The 16266-nt window shown below is 70.9% G+C and carries 19 protein-coding genes; 12 read left to right on the forward strand and 7 right to left on the reverse strand.

From position 1 onward, the window contains the following. Window positions 1-15: 15 nt before the first annotated feature. A complete protein-coding gene (locus KZI27_RS05195; RefSeq protein ID WP_222659675.1) occupies window positions 16-1401 on the reverse strand; it encodes an FAD-binding oxidoreductase in 1386 nt (461 codons plus the stop codon). A gap of 140 nt (window positions 1402-1541) precedes the next feature. Between KZI27_RS05195 and KZI27_RS05200 the strand changes: the two genes are divergently transcribed. Further along, window positions 1542-2495 carry a manganese catalase family protein gene (locus tag KZI27_RS05200; RefSeq protein WP_222659676.1) on the forward strand — a complete coding sequence of 318 codons (954 nt, stop codon included), beginning with the start codon at window positions 1542-1544 and terminating at the stop codon, window positions 2493-2495. Window positions 2496-2514: 19 nt separating this feature from the next. Here the strand turns inward: KZI27_RS05200 and KZI27_RS05205 are convergent, their stop codons facing one another. Next, complete coding sequence (locus tag KZI27_RS05205) at window positions 2515-2949, reverse strand: VOC family protein (RefSeq protein ID WP_123672899.1); 435 nt, start codon at window positions 2947-2949, stop codon at window positions 2515-2517. A gap of 111 nt (window positions 2950-3060) precedes the next feature. After that, entirely contained in the window at window positions 3061-3933 is an 873-nt protein-coding gene (locus KZI27_RS05210) for a DUF808 domain-containing protein (protein WP_111086892.1), read from the reverse strand. Between the two features lie 98 nt (window positions 3934-4031). Here KZI27_RS05210 and KZI27_RS05215 point away from each other — a divergent pair, with 98 nt between their 5' ends. Next, window positions 4032-4301: a hypothetical protein gene (locus KZI27_RS05215; RefSeq protein WP_111086890.1), complete on the forward strand. Its 270-nt coding sequence runs from the start codon at window positions 4032-4034 to the stop codon at window positions 4299-4301. A gap of 4 nt (window positions 4302-4305) precedes the next feature. Here the strand turns inward: KZI27_RS05215 and KZI27_RS05220 are convergent, their stop codons facing one another. The 3 genes from KZI27_RS05220 to KZI27_RS05230 all read right to left on the reverse strand — a co-directional run bounded on the left by KZI27_RS05220 (window position 4306) and on the right by KZI27_RS05230 (window position 5816). Next, the gene (locus KZI27_RS05220; protein WP_222659678.1) at window positions 4306-4701 is read right to left on the reverse strand and encodes an arsenate reductase ArsC; all 396 of its coding nucleotides are present in this window, start codon (window positions 4699-4701) and stop codon (window positions 4306-4308) included. A gap of 70 nt (window positions 4702-4771) precedes the next feature. Beyond that, window positions 4772-5185, reverse strand: a complete 414-nt coding sequence (locus tag KZI27_RS05225; RefSeq protein ID WP_222659680.1) for a VOC family protein — start codon at window positions 5183-5185, stop codon at window positions 4772-4774. Window positions 5186-5225: 40 nt separating this feature from the next. Continuing rightward, a complete protein-coding gene (locus tag KZI27_RS05230; RefSeq protein ID WP_261784102.1) occupies window positions 5226-5816 on the reverse strand; it encodes a TetR/AcrR family transcriptional regulator in 591 nt (196 codons plus the stop codon). Between the two features lie 109 nt (window positions 5817-5925). Between KZI27_RS05230 and KZI27_RS05235 the strand changes: the two genes are divergently transcribed. Continuing rightward, window positions 5926-6867, forward strand: coding sequence for an aldo/keto reductase (locus KZI27_RS05235; RefSeq protein ID WP_222659682.1), 942 nt, complete (start codon window positions 5926-5928; stop codon window positions 6865-6867). Window positions 6868-6951: 84 nt separating this feature from the next. Here KZI27_RS05235 and KZI27_RS05240 read toward each other — a convergent pair whose 3' ends face one another. Next, a complete protein-coding gene (locus KZI27_RS05240) occupies window positions 6952-7545 on the reverse strand; it encodes a TetR family transcriptional regulator (RefSeq protein ID WP_123313173.1) in 594 nt (197 codons plus the stop codon). Window positions 7546-7613: 68 nt separating this feature from the next. Between KZI27_RS05240 and KZI27_RS05245 the strand changes: the two genes are divergently transcribed. From KZI27_RS05245 to KZI27_RS05285, 9 genes are all read left to right on the forward strand, one after another. Next, window positions 7614-8372, forward strand: coding sequence for an SDR family NAD(P)-dependent oxidoreductase (locus KZI27_RS05245; RefSeq protein WP_222659683.1), 759 nt, complete (start codon window positions 7614-7616; stop codon window positions 8370-8372). A gap of 157 nt (window positions 8373-8529) precedes the next feature. Next, a complete protein-coding gene (locus KZI27_RS05250; protein WP_222659685.1) occupies window positions 8530-9051 on the forward strand; it encodes a nucleotidyltransferase family protein in 522 nt (173 codons plus the stop codon). A gap of 372 nt (window positions 9052-9423) precedes the next feature. Continuing rightward, a complete protein-coding gene (locus tag KZI27_RS05255) occupies window positions 9424-9837 on the forward strand; it encodes a hypothetical protein (protein ID WP_222659687.1) in 414 nt (137 codons plus the stop codon). Between the two features lie 173 nt (window positions 9838-10010). After that, on the forward strand, window positions 10011-10838 hold the full coding sequence (locus KZI27_RS05260; protein ID WP_123313594.1) for an ABC transporter ATP-binding protein: 828 nt from the start codon (window positions 10011-10013) through the stop codon (window positions 10836-10838). Between the two features lie 13 nt (window positions 10839-10851). Continuing rightward, entirely contained in the window at window positions 10852-11694 is an 843-nt protein-coding gene (locus tag KZI27_RS05265) for an ABC transporter permease (protein WP_222659689.1), read from the forward strand. A 184-nt stretch (window positions 11695-11878) separates the two neighbouring features. Continuing rightward, entirely contained in the window at window positions 11879-13078 is a 1200-nt protein-coding gene (locus KZI27_RS05270; RefSeq protein WP_261784103.1) for an ABC transporter substrate-binding protein, read from the forward strand. 48 nt (window positions 13079-13126) lie between these two features. Further along, on the forward strand, window positions 13127-14191 hold the full coding sequence (locus KZI27_RS05275) for an LLM class flavin-dependent oxidoreductase (protein ID WP_222659691.1): 1065 nt from the start codon (window positions 13127-13129) through the stop codon (window positions 14189-14191). After that, complete coding sequence (locus tag KZI27_RS05280; protein WP_261784104.1) at window positions 14188-14934, forward strand: cysteine hydrolase family protein; 747 nt, start codon at window positions 14188-14190, stop codon at window positions 14932-14934. The genes KZI27_RS05275 and KZI27_RS05280 overlap by 4 nt, the downstream gene beginning before the upstream one ends. Continuing rightward, complete coding sequence (locus KZI27_RS05285; protein WP_222659693.1) at window positions 14931-16265, forward strand: NtaA/DmoA family FMN-dependent monooxygenase; 1335 nt, start codon at window positions 14931-14933, stop codon at window positions 16263-16265. Before KZI27_RS05280 ends, KZI27_RS05285 begins: the two co-directional genes overlap by 4 nt. Window position 16266: the final 1 nt, after the last annotated feature.

Here is a 16266-nt window from a genome sequence, read left to right on the forward strand (position 1 = left end):
GTCGTCTCCGTGCGTTCAGAACGCCTTGCCGGGATTCAGGGTGCCCGCCGGGTCCAGGGCGTCCTTCACGGAACGGTGCATCGCCAGGACCCGCTCGCCGAGCTCCTGTCGCAGGCCCGGCAACTTGAGCAGTCCGACGCCGTGCTCGCCCGTGACGGTGCCGCCGAGCGCCAGGCAGTCCGCGACGATCTGGTCGAATGCGTGCTTCGCGCGGGCCTTCGCGGCGTCGTCGCCCACGGGCGCGATGATCAGCGGGTGCAGGTTGCCGTCGCCGGCGTGCGCGATGTTCGCGATCGTGACGTCGTGCGCCGCAGCGGTCGCCTGGATCCGCCTGAGCATCTCGGGCACCGCGCTGCGCGGCACGCAGATGTCCTCGGTCAGCACCGGGCCGAGCCGCTCGAGCGCCGGGTACGCGAGCCGCCGCGCCTGGAACAGCCGGGCGATGTCGTCGGGGTCCGTGGCCCGCTCGACGTCGGTGCCACCGGCCCGTGCGAAGACCGCGGCGACCTGGTCGGCGAGGTCGTCGCCCGCCGCACCGCGCTCGTCGACCCGTGCCAGCAGCAGGGTGTCGACGTCGGACGGCAGGCCCAGGTGCATCCAGTCGTCGACGGCCCGCAGGCAGGTCCGGTCGACGATCTCGAGCGCTGCGGGGATGATGCCGGCGCGTGAGATCGCCGCGACGGCGTCCCCGGCGGCGCTGAGCGAGGGGAAGTACCCGATCACGGCGCGCTCATCGCGGCCAGCAAGGGGGAGCAGCTTGACGGTCACCGACACGACGATGCCGAGCGTGCCCTCGGAACCGACCATCAGGCCGGCCAGGTCGTAGCCGGCGACGCCCTTCGCCGTGCGGCGGCCGAGCTCGACCACGGAACCATCGGCCAGCACGACGGTCATCCCGAGCACGTAGTCGCGGGTGACGCCGTACTTGACGCAGCAGATCCCGCCGGCGTTCGTCGCGACGTTGCCGCCGATCGTCGAGATGGCCGAGCTCGCCGGGTCCGGCGGGTACCAGAGCCCGTGTTCCGCGACCGCAGCACGCAGGGCGTCGTTGACCACACCGGGCTGGGCGACCGCGTACCGCTCGTCGGTGTTGACCTCGAGGACCGCGTCCATCCGCTCGAGCGACAGGACGACCGATCCGGCCATCGCGTTCGCCCCGCCGGACAGACCGGTCCCCGCGCCGCGCGGCACGACCCGGACCCCGGCCGCCGCCGCCCACCGGACGGTGGCGACGACGTCGTCGGTCCTGCGGGCGAGGACGACGGCGAGCGGCGCCGTGGAGTCCGCCCACTCGGCGTCGTCGTGGCGGTACCGCTCGAGCGACGCCGGGTCGCGGAGGACCTGCTCCACCCCCAGCAGGTCGTCGAGGGCGGCGGTGTCGACGTCGTGACTGACGGTCATCGGTTCGGGGGTCCTTCCGGGCGCTGCGGTGCGGCGCCGACGACGATACCGCGCTCAGTGGACGACCCGTGTCGCCTGCCAGGGACGCCGGACGACCGTGAGGCACGCGGCGGATCCGTCGCGACCAGCAAGGAGGCTCCATGTACTTCCACGCACAGACCTGGATCAACGAGATCGCCGACGGCGAGCCCGACCCGGCAGCCGCGAACGCCCTGCAGGAAGGCCTCGGCGGGCAGTTCGGCGAGATGCGCACGATGATGCAGTACCTGTTCCAGGCGATGAACTTCCGCGGCCCGGCGGCGAAGCCGTACCGCGACCTCATCCAGGGGGTCGGCACCGAGGAGATCAGCCACGTCGAGCTCATCGGCACCACGATCTCCCGCCTGCTCGACGGCTCGCCCGAGTACGCCGGCAAGCTCACCGACCCGCTCGACAAGCCCGGTGCGAAGGGCGCGACGCCGCTCAACATCGCACTCGACACGAGCAACATCCACCACTACCTCGTCGGTGCGCAGGGCGCCCTGCCGGTCGACGCGGCCGGCAACCCGTGGAGCGGCAGCTACGTCTACAACTCCGGCAACCTGCCGCTCGACCTGCTCTACAACCTGATGCTCGAGTCGACCGGCCGGCTGCAGAAGTGCCGGATCTACGAGATGACCGACAACCCGACCGCGCGCAGCACGATCGCCTACCTGATCGTCCGCGACCAGGCGCACGAGAACGCGTACGCGAAGGCGCTCGAGACGCTGGGTGTCGACTGGAAGACGCTCCTGCCGATCCCGAAGACGAACGCCGAGCGGTTCCCGGAGGTCAAGGAACTCGTCGACCTCGGACTGCAGAGCAAGCAGTACAGCTTCGACCTCGACGGAGCGTCCGAGGCCGGCAAGATCTTCCGCGGCGCATCGCCGTCGAAGGACGGCACGGACCTGTCCGCGACCGAGCAGGCCCCGGCGGGTGTGCCGTCGTTCATCGCTCCGGAGCGCCTCGAGGAGTTCGCTCCCGGACTCGACGCCGACCTGCTGGCGCTCATCCAGCAGACGGCTGAGCTCGAGCTCGACCAGGCGGAGACGCCGCTCTACGGGCCGGTGGCCTGAGGCTGCCCGCGCTCGCGGATCAGTCGAGGCAGAACTCGTTGCCCTCGACGTCCTGCATCACGATGCAGGACTCGTTGACCTGATCCGCGAGCATGCGGCGGAACTGCGTCGCGCCGAGCGCGACCAGGCGAGCGCTCTCCGCGTCGAGTGCCGCGAGACGCTCCTCGCCGACGAGACCGGTGCCGACCCGGACGTCCAGGTGCACACGGTTCTTCACCGTCTTGCCCTCGGGCACCCGCTGGAAGAACAGCCGAGGGCCGGCACCGGTCGGGTCGACGCACGCGAAGGCGGAGTCCTGGTGCTCGGGCGGGAGCGAGGCGTTGAACGCCTGCCAGTCGTCGAACCCGGGCGGGGGAGCAGGGACCTCGTAGCCGAGGACCTCGCACCAGAACCGGGCGACCCGCTCCGGTTCGGCGCAGTCGAACGTCACCTGGACCTGTCGCACCGTTGCCATGCGCGTCAGGGTAATCCTGGCGCGCAGCACCGGTTCTGCAACGGACCACGAGTCGTTCGACGCGTGGTCCGTCGGAACACTGCTGTGCCGATGGCGGAACAGAAGTGTCAGTCAGTGCTTCCCGCGGAGGCGACCGATGCCGAGGACGATCGCCACGACGACCATGCCGAGGATGACGCCGGCGAGCGCCGAGACCGCGGTGTCGACGACCCACGTGATCACCGGGCCCGCGGCCTCGATCGCGCGCTCGATCGTGTGCAGCAGGTCGTACGGGCCGTGCCAGAAGGTCTCGGCGAGGTTCGCGATGACCAGGTGGCCGCCGACCCAGAGCATCGCAACGGTGCCGATGACGCTGATGATCCGGAAGACCGTCGGCATCGCCCGAACGATCCGCGCTCCTGTGCGACGGGTCCGGCGGACCGAGTTCTTCATCATCTGCAGACCGACGTCGTCGATCTTCACCAGCAGGGCCACTGCGCCGTAGACGACCGCGGTCATGACGAGCCCGATCACGATGAGGGCTCCGAGCGTCGGCCAGAGCCCGAGATCCGGGTCGAGGCCGGCCAGGGCGATGAGCATGATCTCGGTGCTCAGGATGAGGTCGGTCCGGATGGCGCCGAACACGAGCTTCGGTTCGGTGACCGAGTCGGTGCTGCCTGTGCCGTGGTGGACGCCGAACCACTCGGTGACCTTCTCCGCGCCCTCGAAGCAGAGGTACGTCCCGCCGATGAGCAGGAGGTACGGCAGCACCCAGGGCGCGAACGCGGTGAGGAGCAGCGCCAGCGGGATGATGATGATGAACTTGTTGAACAGGCTGCCGAGCGCGATGCGACCGACGACCGGCAGCTCGCGGGCCGGCGCCAGTCCCTGCACGTACTGCGGAGTGACCGCGGCGTCGTCGATGACGACACCGGCGGTCTTCGCGCTCGCCTTCAGGGCCGCGGAGAGGATGTCGTCCACCACGGCGAGCAATCCGACTGACATGACTTCGTTCTCCGCTCGTCCGGGCCTGTGACGGTGCTCAGCGTACTGGGCGCGACCGACCCTGAACGCCACCGGACCACCGTCCGTAGGCTGACGGCATGGCTGACTTCACCGCTGCACAGGCCGCCGTCGTGCGGATCGAACGCGCCGAGGAGGGGCGTTGGGACCTCACGGTGATCAGCGACTCGGGCGTGAAGATGGGGCACGGCGTGTACCTGTTCGACGCCGCCCACGACGACGCCGAGGACGAGCAGGCCGCCGCACTCGACTTCGTGCGGGAGTACGGCTTCCGCTTCGAGCGCGACGCCGTGCAGGCCGACGGCCCGGACGCCTACTGGGCGCCGCTGCTGCCGTCCGACCAGCAGTAGTCGTCTACAGCGACGCGATCAACCGCTCGACGCGCGACCGGATGTCGTCGCGGATCGGGCGGACCTGCTCGATGGCGAGCCCTGCCGGGTCGTCGAGGTCCCAGTCCTCGTAGCGCTTGCCGGGGAACACCGGGCAGGCGTCACCGCAGCCCATGGTGATGACGACGTCCGTCTCACGCACGGTTTCGGTCTCGAGCACCGCCGGTCGGGCGGCGGCGATGTCGATGCCCTGTTCGGCCATGGCCTGCACGGCGACGGCGTTCACCTGGTCGGCGGGCTCGCTGCCGGCGGAGAACACCCGGACGCGGTCGCCGGCGAGGTGCTGCAGCCACCCCGCGGCCATCTGGGAGCGTCCGGCGTTGTGGACGCAGACGAACAGGACGGCGGGGCGGTCGGTCATGCGCCCATCATCCCAGCGAGGGTGCCCGTCATTCCAGCGACGGCGCCCGTCATCCCAGCGAGGGTGCCCGTCACCCCAGGGCTGACGCCTCGAACCCGATGAGCCACGTGACGCCGAACGCGTCCCGCACGGTGCCGTCCCAGTCGCCCCACGGCCGCTGCTGCAGCGGGTCGACGACCGTGCCACCCTTGGCGAGCGCGTCGAACCAGCGTCGCAGCACGTCGGGTTCGTCGGCGCCGAGCAGCGAGAACAGCAATCCGGTCGCCGCGAACGGCTCGTCGGTCTCGCTCGCGTCGGCGGCGAACAGCTGGAGTCCGCCGGTGAGCTGGCCGTGGGCGACTGCGTCGGCGGGGCCGTCGGTCCGTGAGAAGTCGGCGTAGGTCGCGATCCGGACCTCGCCGCCGAAGACCCCTCGCCAGTGCTCGAGGGCCTGCCTGGCGGTGCCGGCGAACTGGAAGTACGGCGACGGTCCGGTGGCGTTCATGCCCGGACGATACCGCCGGACGACGGCGCGCGTCCGCTCGTCAGGCGCTCGGGGTGATGCCGTCGAACGCGCGTCGCAGGATCGCGGCCGCGTCGGGATCGTCGCCCGTGGCCCAGGTGGTGATCGCCACGTCGAAGCAACCGAGGGCAGCCTGCACGAGGACTCGTGCGCGCAGCTCGGCGTCGGGCCCGTGGAGCTGCTCGACGACGAGGGGCGTCAGCACATCCGCCCAGGCCTGGTGCTTCTCGAGGTTCCGCGCGCGCAGCGACGCCGTGCTCGTCATCACGCGGACGGATCGGCGTCCGGTCTCAGGGTCGTCGGTGCTGCCGCGCTCGAGCATCTCGGCGAACGCCTCGCGCAGCGCGGGCCACACCGGCTGGGTCGTCGACCGCGACCGGAACGCCTCAGCGAGGGCGTCCCGGTGTCGCGCGGGGTCGCCGATGACGGCGTCCTCCTTCGCGGGGAAGTACCGGTGGAAGCTCCGCGCCGAGATCCCCACCTCGGCGGCGACCTGTTCCACGGTGACGTTCTCGAACCCGTCGGTGTCGAACCGCTCGAGTGCCACGGCGGCGATGCGCGCGCGGACGGCATCCCGGGTGATGTCCCGCAGGCCGGTTCGGACGTCGCTCACGGAGCCGATCGTACCCTGACGTCATCGTCAGTCCAACCTGTCAGACTCTGACAATCATGGCGTACAGTGCCACTCGCATGACCACCACACGTCACGAAGGGACGGCACCATGCAGCAACGCACCCTCGGCCGACAGGGCCTCACCGTCAGCGCCATCGGCTACGGCGCCATGGGCACCACGTTCGCCTACGGACCCGGCGATGACACCGAGTCCGTCGCCGCGATCCGGCACGCACACGAACTCGGCGTCACGCACTTCGACACCGCCGAGCTGTACGGGTGGGGGACCGGCGAGCGGCTCCTCGGCGCGGCGCTCGCCCCGATCCGCGACGAGGTGACGATCGCCACGAAGTTCGGGTTCACCCCCGAGGCGTACGCACCGGACTCCCGACCGGAGCACATCCGGCAGGTGGTGGACGCGAGCCTGCAGAACCTCGGCACCGACTCGATCGACCTGCTCTACCAGCACGTCCACGACCCGGCCGTCCCGATCGAGGACGTCGTCGGCGTGATGCAGGAGTTCGTGCTGGCCGGCAAGGTCCGGTACCTCGGCCTGTCGAACACCGATGCCGACCAGATCCGCCGGGCCCATGCAGTCCACCCGATCTCGGCGTTCCAGACCGAGTACTCCGTCTTCTCGCGGGAGTCCGAGGCGCTCTTCCCCCTCGTCGACGAGCTCGGCATCGGCGTCGTCGCCTACTCGCCGCTGGCGCGCGGCTTCCTGAGCGGTGCCGTGCAGCCGGCGAGCGCCTACGCGGCCGACGACATCCGCCAGCAGCTCGAGTGGTGGGCGCCGGAGCACTTCGACCGGAACGTCGCCGTCGTCGCAGCACTCACCGAGATCGCCGACGCGAAGGGTGTCTCGCTCTCGCAGCTCGCGTTGGCCTGGATCCTGGCGAAGCGCGCCGACCTGGTCCCGATCCCCGGATCGCGCAACCCCGGACGCGTCGCCGAGAACGTCGCAGCCGCCGAGGTGCGGCTCACTGACGACGAGGTGGCGCGCATCGACGCGCTGTCGCGCGACGTCCGTGGGAAGCGCGCGATGGGCTGAGCCCGGCCGGGTGTCGGACGGGAGGCCCGTGGCGCGCCCGCCACGGGCCTCCCGTCCGTCCGGTGGTCGTGTCCAGGGCGCGTCTCAGGCGAGCAGGGCGAGTGCGCGGTCCACGACGTCCTCCGGACGGCCGTCGCCGTGCAGCGCCCACCAGGTGAGGGCGGCGCTCGCCGCGGCTGCCAGGGCGTGCGCGCGCACCGACACCGCGAGGTCGTCGGGCGTCGCGCCGTCCCGCTCGGCCACGAACCGGACGATCGCGTCGGTCAGGCTCGTGACCGTGGCTGCACCGACGTGTTCGAGCGAGGGGTTCGCGCGGATGACGCGGAGCCGGTGGCGGGTGACCTCGACGGCGTCGTCGGGGAAGGTCGCGCCGATCCGGTACGCGGCGCGCAGTGCGACGGACGACGACTCCGTGGACGGCCGCTCCCGCAGTGCGTCACCGAACCGCGAGGCGAACTCGTCGAGCCCGCCCCAGACGAGTGCCGCCTTGTTCGGGAACAGCCGGAACAACGATCGACGGCTCACCCCGGCGGCCGTGGCGACGTCGTCCATCGAGACGGCGTCGAAGCCCTGCTCGTCGAACAGGCGCAACGCCACGAGGGACACCGCGTCCGGATCGATCGTGCGGGGGCGTCCCGTCGGGCGGTCGCTCGTCGCCCGGTCGCTCGTCGAGCTCATGGAGTCCTTTCGGCACTGAGTGCTATAACCATCATGGCGCAGCGAGCGCCTCTCAGTGAGGAGACGACATGACCGACACCACCGCCGGACGGTTCACCGGCAGGACCATCATCGTCACCGGGGCGGGCTCCGGCATCGGACGCGCCACGGCGACGCGCATCGCGAACGAGGGCGGGCGCGTGATCGCGACCGACGTCGTCGCCGAGCGGCTCGACGCCCTCCGCGCCGAACTCGACGATTTCGACGTCGAGACCGTCGTCGGGGACGTCGCAGCGACCGAGACGATCGACGCACTCATCGCGGCCGCGGGCGATCGCATCGACGGACTGGCGAACGTCGCCGGCATCATGGACGCCTTCCTGCCGCCGAGCGAGGTCGACGACGCCACCTGGGACCGCGTCTTCAGCGTCAACGTCACCGGGCCGATGCGCCTCACCCGCGCCGTCCTGCCGCACATGATCGCCGCCGGTCGCGGCGCCGTCGTGAACGTCGCGTCCGAGGCCGCACTCCGTGCCTCGGCAGCGGGTGCCGCGTACACGGCGTCGAAGCACGCGATCGCCGGGTTCACCAAGAGCGTGGCGTTCTTCCACGGGCCGCAGGGCATCCGGGCGAACGCGGTCGCGCCGGGTGCGGTCGCGACGAACATCGAGGCGCCGATGCGCAGCGAGTACGCCGCCAGCCGAGTGGGCCCCATCATGCAGGTCGCGATCCCGCCGGTCGCGCAGCCGGAGCAGCTCGCCGCGGCCATCACCTGGCTGCTCAGCGACGACTCCGCCAACGTGAACGGCGCCGTGCTGCCGAGTGACGGTGGGTGGTCGGTCGTCTGAGGAACATGCTCAGATACGAGTAGAAATCTACTAGAAGTGGTAGATTTCTACTCGTATCCGATCGGAGGTTCCGATGCAGTTGCAAACCCCTTTCGCGACGGTGACCACCTCCGTGGACGGCGATGTGCTCGCCGTACTGGCACGAGCGCCAGGACCGATGACGATCGCGGACATCTGCAGCCTGGTGCCGGACCGGTCGTACGCCGGGGTCCGGAACAGTGCGGATCGGCTGGTCGAGCAGGGTGTCGTCGACGGGCACCGGACCGGACGGACGAAGTCGTTCAGCCTGAACCGAGAACACCTCGCCGCCGATGCGATCACCGCTCTGGCCGATCTCCGGCGCGCGCTCCTCGAACGACTCCGATCGGGCTGTCGATCGATCCCCCTCCGGTACGCCGCGCTCTTCGGATCCGGCGCCCGAGGTGAGATGCGGCCGGACAGCGACCTCGATGTCTGCTTCATCGTCGAGCACAGCCGACGTGCCGAGGCAGAAGACCAGATCCACGCGTTGTGCCGTGCGGCCGGTCGGTGGACCGGGAACGCCGTGCGGCCGGTCCTCTTCGACGAGGACGAGATCGACGGCACCGACCCGCTCCTCGCATCGGTTGCCCGAGACGGTATTCCCATCGCAGGCGATGGTCGATGGCTGTCCCGGAAGCTCCGTACCCTGACTGGATGACCCCGCGAACCGGCACCACCGCACCGGGCGACGAGTCGTTCCGGAGGGGCCGGCTCGCCAAGGCGACGGAGTTCCTCGAAGCCGCAGAGGCCCTCCGCGCGCTCGGCGGTGACGCAGGGTCTTCAGTGCCGGATCGCAGTTCGCGAACGCGTTCGTCACGCAGTGCGTCCTCAGCGGCATCGCCGCGGCTGACGCGATCTGCGTCGCTCGGACCGGCGTGGCGGTGAAGACCAAAGCCCAGTACAACGGGCGGTCGGTCAGCGACAGCGACATCGTGCGCGCCGGGGAAGCGGCCGAGGCCCTCGAGGTGGCCGCGCGGTCGGTCTGACGCGCCGGTCGATCCGGAGCGGCTGGCCCGCCTACACTGCCGACATGACCGAGGTCCCCGTCGCGCGCTCCGAGTGGGGCCGGTTCGCCCCCGACTCCGTCGAACGCCGGATGCTCGAACACACCGGGGTCGCTCTCGGACTCGTCCTCCGCCCGCGCACGGTCGTCCTCGACCGCGCCCGGGTCGAGGTCGAGGGCATCGACGACGCCGACCGCGTGGTCGTCCAGCTCGTCGCCAACCTGGGCGCCTACAAGCCCGCCTGGCGCAACAAGGTGATGGCGGACCTGTTCAAGCTGCTGTGGCTGCGGCGGTCGGTCCCCGGGGTCGAGCGTGCCGTGCTCGTCGTCGCCGAGCCCGCGGCGAGGGCGCTCGCCGGGTGGGTCGCGGTCGCCGCCGAGGACCTCGGCGTCGAGGTGCTCGTCTGGGACGGGCGGACAGCGGTGCCCACGCCACGCTGACCCGCGCACTCGTTCACACGTTCGCAACACATGTGGTCCGACGCCGTAACACGGGCGTCCTAACCTCGTCACCAGCAGCGGATTTCCGCGTCGCAGACCACCCGAGCTCGCGACGCACGCTCTCCGCCATACGAGATCGAGCATGCGTGCTCGCCGACGGTATGGAGGAACGGATGACCACATCAGCGGTCCGCGTGGACGCGGTGCGCAAGGTCTACGGCAGCGGCCCGAGCGCCATGGTCGCGCTCGACGACGCCCGGCTGACGATCGAGCCCGGCAAGTTCGTGTCGCTCATCGGCCCGAGCGGCTGCGGGAAGTCGACGCTGCTCCGGCTCGTGGCCGGGCTCGAGCCCGCCGACCGTGGTGACGTCCGGGTGCACGGGGTCACCCCGGCGCAGGCGTGCGCGGCGAAGCTCATCGGGCTCGTACCCCAGACGCCGGCGCTGCTGCCCTGGCTCACCGTGTTGCAGAACGTCTCCCTCGCCGCCCGCGTGAACCCCGGCGCCGGCCGACGTCGTGCCGCCATCGACGACCTCGAGGAGCGCGGCACCGGTGCCGGTCCGGACATGCGCGAACTCCTGCGGATGGCAGGACTCGGCGAGGCGATGGACAAGCTCCCCGCGCAGCTGTCCGGCGGCATGCAGCAGCGTGCCGCGATCGTCCGGGCCTTCGGCCTGCGCCCCGACGTCCTGCTGATGGACGAGCCGTTCTCGGCACTCGACGAGTTCACCCGCGAGAGCCTGCAGGACCAGCTGCTCGACCTGTGGGACGAGCTGCGCACGACGGTCCTCTTCGTGACGCACTCGGTGTCCGAAGCCGTCCGGATGTCGGACACCGTCGTCGTGATGGCGCCGCGCCCCGGCCGGATCGTCGACGTCATCGACATCGACCTGCCCCGCCCGCGCAACCAACGCCTGTTCGAGGAGCAGCGGTTCCACGAGTACGAAGACCTCGTCCGGACCCGCCTGCACAGTGCCTGGCGCACGGCCGATGCGGCCTGAGGGAGACGGGACCATGAGCGCGACCACCACCTCCACGCCCGCCGCGACCGTCACCACGGCCGACGCCGAGCGGCGCACCGCCCGCCGATCCGTGCCCGGTTGGCTCCGACCGACCGTCTGGTCGCCCCTCGTCGTGATGCTCGCCGTCCTGGCGGTGCTCTGGCAGATCGGTGCGACGGCCATGCCGTACCTGCTGCCGCCGCTGCCCGCGGTGGGGGAGACCCTCGCCACGCAGCTGCCCTACTACCTGCAGAACGCCGGCATCACCCTGGCGGAGTCGCTCGTCGGCCTGGCCATCGGGTTCCTCGCCGCGTTCGTGCTCGCGGTGCTGACGAGTGAGCTGCCGATCGTCCGACGCGCGGTCATGCCGATCGCGATCGTGCTGAACGTCACGCCGCTCGTCGCGATCGCCCCGGCCCTGGTCGTGGCGTTCGGGTTCGGGCCGCTGCCGAAGCTCGTCATCACGGCGCTCATCTGCTTCTTCCCGATCCTGATCAACACCGCCGCGGGGCTGCGGTCCGTGCCGCAGCCCGTGCTGCAGGTGTACCGGACGATCGACGCGTCCCGGTTCGAGATGCTCGTGCACCTGCGGATCCCGAACGCCCTGCCGTTCGTGTTCGCGGCACTGCGGATCGTGTTCCCGCTGTCGATCATCGGCGCGGTCGTCGCGGAGCTCTCCGCCTCGGGATCGACCGGGGGACTCGGCACCGTGATCAGCACGGCGTCGTCGATGAACCAGCTCGCCGTCGTCTACGCCGCCATCGCGATCCTCGCGGTGATGGGTGTCGTCCTGCTCGGACTCATCACCCTCGTCGAGCGTCGCGTCCTGCACTGGCACCGCACCGCGAACGACTGACCCGCGGTCCGCCGGCCGCACCACGCGGCCGCCCCGCGGCCCTGCCGCACCACCCGCCGGCGCGAGCCTGCCCGCGCGACGTCAGCCGCGCCTCCAGGCCGACGTCAGCTGCCCCACCGCCCCACCCGCACCTGCCCTGCACCGCCCCGCCCTGCACCACCCATCCCTTCCCACAGGAGTGACCATGCAGCACAGCACCATGCAGCACAGCACCACGCAGCACAGCACGCGCCGCACCATGCAGCACAGCACCACGCAGCACAGCACGCGCCGCACCACGCGCCGCACCACGGCCGCACTCGCGGCCCTCGCCACCGCCGCCGTCGCCCTCGCGCTGACCGGCTGCAGCACCGGCTCCAGCGCCGGCACCACCTCGTCCGAGGGCAGCGCGATCTCGGCCGAGCGGTGCAAGGAGAACAAGGACGCCGGCACGATCACCTACCTGTCCGGGTACCAGTACCAGTCGTCGGCGTCGATCCTCGAGTACATCGCGGCGGACGAGCTCGGGTACTTCAAGGACCTCTGCCTCGACGTGACGCTGAAGCCCGGGTCCGGTGACACCGCCCAGAACACGAAGCTCCTCGCCAGCGGCCAGGCCACCGTCTCCGCCGTCGCCGAGCAGGACCTCATCCAGGCCCGCGCGAACGGCATCGACATCACCGGGATCTCGTCGTACTCGAACGCCGGCCTCGACGTCCTGATGACGAACGAGGACATCACCGAGCTGCCGCAGCTCGACGGCCAGGTCGTCGGCCACAAGGGCTACGTCCCCGCGTCGGTCCGGGCGATGATGGAGAAGGCCGGTGTGGACTGGGACTCCCTCACGCTCGTCAAGGAGGGCTACGACCCGTCCGTCCTGCCCCGCAAGCAGAACGGCCTCGAGGCGCTGACCGGCTTCGTGTCGAACGAGCCGAACCTGCTCGAGGCCGCCGGTGACGACGTCACCGTCTGGCAGCCCGTCGACTACGACATCCCCTCGTCGATCGGCGCCATGGCCGTGAACCCGGCGTTCGCGAAGGCGCACCCGACCGCGGTCGAGGACGTCCTGCGCGCAGCCCTGCACGCCTACGACTTCTGCTCCGCGAGCGAGGCGAAGGCCAAGCAGTGCGTCGGGTACGCAGCGAAGCTGTCCGGCGCCACCTACGACACCGCCCAGAACACCAAGATCTGGACGACCGAGACGAAGGTCATCGCGGACAACCCGACGCCGGACCAGCCGCTCGGCGGCATCGACCCGGAGAACGTGACGAAGCTCGTCGACATGCTGCACCAGTTCGACATCGTCAAGCGCTCCGTGACCGCCGACGACGCGAAGAGCTGGTTCACGAACGAGTACATCGACGCCATCACGAAGGACGGCGAGACCGTGTGGCCCGCACCGTGAGCCCCATCGTCACCGAGTGTTCCGCAACGACCAGAAAGGCGGCGTGAGATGCCCGCGAAGGAGTACGGGATCTTCCTCCCGATCGGCAACGGCGGGTGGATGCTCTCCACCACGGCACCCCACCCCGAGGCGACCTACGCCTGGAACAAGCGCGCGGCGCTGCACGCCGAGACGATCGGCCTGGACTTCGTGATGTCGATGGCGAAGTGGCGCGGCTTCGGCGGCTCCACGGACCACTGGGGCCGGTCCCTGGAGTCGATGACGATGATGGCCGGGATCGCCGAGGCCACCGAGCGGGTCAAGATCTGGGCGACGATGCACGCCAACGTCCACAACCCGGCGGTCGCCGCCAAGATGTACACGACGCTGCAGGACATCTCCGGCGGCCGGGCCGGCATGAACATCGTCAACGGCGCCTACGCGGCGGAATTCGAGCAGTTCGGGATCTGGGACGCGGCCCTCAGCCACGCCGACCGGTACCGGATGACGGAACTCTGGACCGAGGCGGTCACGCGCCTGTGGACCGAGGACAGCGTGACGATGCACACGCCGTACTTCGACCTCGACGCGTGCGAGTCCCGCCCCCACCCCGTGTCGCGCCCGACCATCATCAGTGCCGGCAAGTCCGAGGCGGCCAGGGCGTTCCAGGCGAAGCACGCCGACGGGGCCTTCCTGGCGGCGGACAGCCTCGACGAGATGCGCGAGCTGTCCCGCGACGTCCACGACCGCGCCGCCGCCGAGGGCCGCGAATGCCGCACGTACTCGATGCTCACGGTGGTGCAGGGCGAGACGGACGCCGCCGCGCAGCGGAAGGTGCGCGAGTGGGGCGCCGGCGTCGACCGCGAAGCACTGGCCTCGATGCGGGCGTCGTGGGGCGTCCCCGCCGAGCAGGCGCGTGCCTGGGCGGACGGTGCTGCGGGCGAGGACGCGTTCCAGACCGCGTACGTCGCCGGGTCGGCCGAGACCGTCACCGAGCACATCGAGTACATCGTCGACCGGGGCGAGCTCGACGGCCTGATGCTGATCTTCCCCGAGTACGACCAGGACATGGTGCTGTTCGGGGACACCGTCCTGCCCGCGCTCCGTCAGCACGACGCGGCGGTCGTCCGGTGACCGGGGGAGTCGACGCGGGTCGCGACCCACGGCTCGCGCAGTTGCTGGACCGGGGATCGCCGGCTGCCGGTTCGCCGACCGGTGGTCCGCGGCCCGCGCTCGTCGTCGTCGACGTGCAGCGCGACTTCGGCGACCCGACGCGGATCGCCCCGTACGGACTCGACGACCGCGCGTCCGCTGCGGTGGACGCCGCCGTCACCCGCATCGGCTCGCTCGTCGACGAGGCCCGCGCGACGGGCGTCCCCGTGGTCTGGGTCGAACTCGGCAGCGACCCGGCCCGGCCGTGGCGCTCCAGCACGTGGCTGCGCGGAGGGAACCCGGACGGACCCATGCCGGACGACGAGCCCTGCCGGATCGGCACGGAGGGCGCCGAGTGGTACCGCACGGCGCCAGCGCCCGGTGAGACCCGCGTCGTGAAGCGCGGGTACAGCGGGTTCCTGGGCACCGACCTGGAGGCCCGGCTCACCTCCGCCGGGATCGGCTGGGTCACCGTCGTGGGACTCACCACCGAGTGCTGCGTCCTCGCCACCGCGCAGGACGCGATGCAGCTCGGCTGGCCCGTGGTGGTCCCGCAGGACGCCACCGCCGCGTACGACTCCGACGTGCACGACGCCGCGCTGACCCTGATCGACCTGAACGTGGGCGTCGTGACCGACGCCGACGAGACGGTGGCGCTGTGGCGCGAGTCCGCCTCCGCGTCTGTGTCTGTGCCCGCGTCCGCTTCGCCGGTGGGTGTCCGATGAACGGCATGCACCTGGCCTACGACCTGTCCTTCACCCACACCGAGGGGCGGTGGGCCGCGGCCGGCAGCTGGGTCGGCCAGGACTTCCCCGACGTCCGCATGTACATGGAGGTGGCACGCACGGCCGAACGTGCCGGCGTCGACATGCTGTTCTTCGGTGACGGGTCCGGTGTGCCGAGCACGTGGCGCGGCAGCATCGACCCTGCCGTCGAGTGGGGCATCCAGTGGCCCCGGCAGGACATGTCACCCGTGATCGCCGCGATGTCCACCGTCACCGAGCACATCGGGTTCGGGCTCACCTACTCGTCGACGTTCACGCACCCCTTCTCCGTCGCCCGGCTGCTCAACTCGCTCGACCACGTCACCGGCGGACGCATGGCGTTCAACGTCGTCGCCTCGTCGCGTGGGGCGGACGCAGCGAACTACGGGTCCGACCACCTCATCGACCACGACCTGCGGTACGAACGGATGGAGGAGTTCATCGGCGTCTGCCGTGCGCTCTGGGACTCCGTCGCCCCCGACGCGATTGTCCGCGACCGCTCGACCGGACGGTTCGCCGACCCGGCGGGGGTGCACCCCATCGACCACGACGGCCGCTTCTTCAAGGTCCGTGGCCCGCTCGCGAGCGTCCCGAGCCCGCAGCGGCACCCCGTGGTGGTGCAGGCCGGCAACTCGCCGCGCGGCATCGCCGCCAGTGCGTCCTTCGCCGACCTGGTGTTCGGGTTCGGGTCGAGCGTCGCCGGACAGCTCCGGCACCGGAACGCGCTCGACGCAGCGCTCACCGACGCCGGTCGGGACCCATCCGGCGTCGGGATCCTCTGGGCGACCCAGGTCATCGTCGGCGCCACCGACGCCGAGGCCGCCGCCCGCCGCGACTCGCTGCTGTCGTTCTGGAACCGCGAGGCCGTCGGCACCTTCATCTCCCACAATGCCGGCTACGACTTCTCCACGCTGCCGGAGCGGTTCCGGCTCGGCGAGCTGCGCGACGAGATCGTCGCCGCGCAGGCGAGCCCGGCCGGCCTGGTCGGCAGCCTGGTCGCCGAGTTCGGCGAGGACCACACGATGGACCGCGACGACTTCTTCGAACACGGCTGGCGTGCCGCGACGGGCCTCGACCACATGCTGGTCGGTGACGCCGCGGGGGTCGCCGACGCCCTGCAGGAGAACTTCGCGGCCACCGGCGGACGCGGCGGCTACATGCTGTCCAGCCCGCTCGGCATGCCCACCGGGTTCGCCGACCTGAGCGAGCTGCTCGTGCCGGAACTGCGTGCCCGTGGTGCCCTGGCGCCGCGGTACCCGGGGTCGACGCTCCGCGAGAACCTGGCGGTGTGAG

Source organism: Curtobacterium sp. TC1, assembly GCF_019844075.1.
GTDB lineage: Bacteria > Actinomycetota > Actinomycetes > Actinomycetales > Microbacteriaceae > Curtobacterium.

What these genes read in the sequence shown, in the direction of transcription:
- KZI27_RS05195 (WP_222659675.1), bottom strand. Translation starts at nt 1,401, where the DNA reads ATGACCGTCAGTCACGACGTCGACACCGCCGCCCTCGACGACCTGCTG.
- KZI27_RS05200 (WP_222659676.1), top strand. Translation starts at nt 1,542, where the DNA reads ATGTACTTCCACGCACAGACCTGGATCAACGAGATCGCCGACGGCGAG.
- KZI27_RS05205 (WP_123672899.1), bottom strand. Translation starts at nt 2,949, where the DNA reads ATGGCAACGGTGCGACAGGTCCAGGTGACGTTCGACTGCGCCGAACCG.
- KZI27_RS05210 (WP_111086892.1), bottom strand. Translation starts at nt 3,933, where the DNA reads ATGTCAGTCGGATTGCTCGCCGTGGTGGACGACATCCTCTCCGCGGCC.
- KZI27_RS05215 (WP_111086890.1), top strand. Translation starts at nt 4,032, where the DNA reads ATGGCTGACTTCACCGCTGCACAGGCCGCCGTCGTGCGGATCGAACGC.
- KZI27_RS05220 (WP_222659678.1), bottom strand. Translation starts at nt 4,701, where the DNA reads ATGACCGACCGCCCCGCCGTCCTGTTCGTCTGCGTCCACAACGCCGGA.
- KZI27_RS05225 (WP_222659680.1), bottom strand. Translation starts at nt 5,185, where the DNA reads ATGAACGCCACCGGACCGTCGCCGTACTTCCAGTTCGCCGGCACCGCC.
- KZI27_RS05235 (WP_222659682.1), top strand. Translation starts at nt 5,926, where the DNA reads ATGCAGCAACGCACCCTCGGCCGACAGGGCCTCACCGTCAGCGCCATC.
- KZI27_RS05240 (WP_123313173.1), bottom strand. Translation starts at nt 7,545, where the DNA reads ATGAGCTCGACGAGCGACCGGGCGACGAGCGACCGCCCGACGGGACGC.
- KZI27_RS05245 (WP_222659683.1), top strand. Translation starts at nt 7,614, where the DNA reads ATGACCGACACCACCGCCGGACGGTTCACCGGCAGGACCATCATCGTC.
- KZI27_RS05250 (WP_222659685.1), top strand. Translation starts at nt 8,530, where the DNA reads ATGACGATCGCGGACATCTGCAGCCTGGTGCCGGACCGGTCGTACGCC.
- KZI27_RS05255 (WP_222659687.1), top strand. Translation starts at nt 9,424, where the DNA reads ATGACCGAGGTCCCCGTCGCGCGCTCCGAGTGGGGCCGGTTCGCCCCC.
- KZI27_RS05260 (WP_123313594.1), top strand. Translation starts at nt 10,011, where the DNA reads ATGACCACATCAGCGGTCCGCGTGGACGCGGTGCGCAAGGTCTACGGC.
- KZI27_RS05265 (WP_222659689.1), top strand. Translation starts at nt 10,852, where the DNA reads ATGAGCGCGACCACCACCTCCACGCCCGCCGCGACCGTCACCACGGCC.
- KZI27_RS05270 (WP_261784103.1), top strand. Translation starts at nt 11,879, where the DNA reads ATGCAGCACAGCACCATGCAGCACAGCACCACGCAGCACAGCACGCGC.
- KZI27_RS05275 (WP_222659691.1), top strand. Translation starts at nt 13,127, where the DNA reads ATGCCCGCGAAGGAGTACGGGATCTTCCTCCCGATCGGCAACGGCGGG.
- KZI27_RS05285 (WP_222659693.1), top strand. Translation starts at nt 14,931, where the DNA reads ATGAACGGCATGCACCTGGCCTACGACCTGTCCTTCACCCACACCGAG.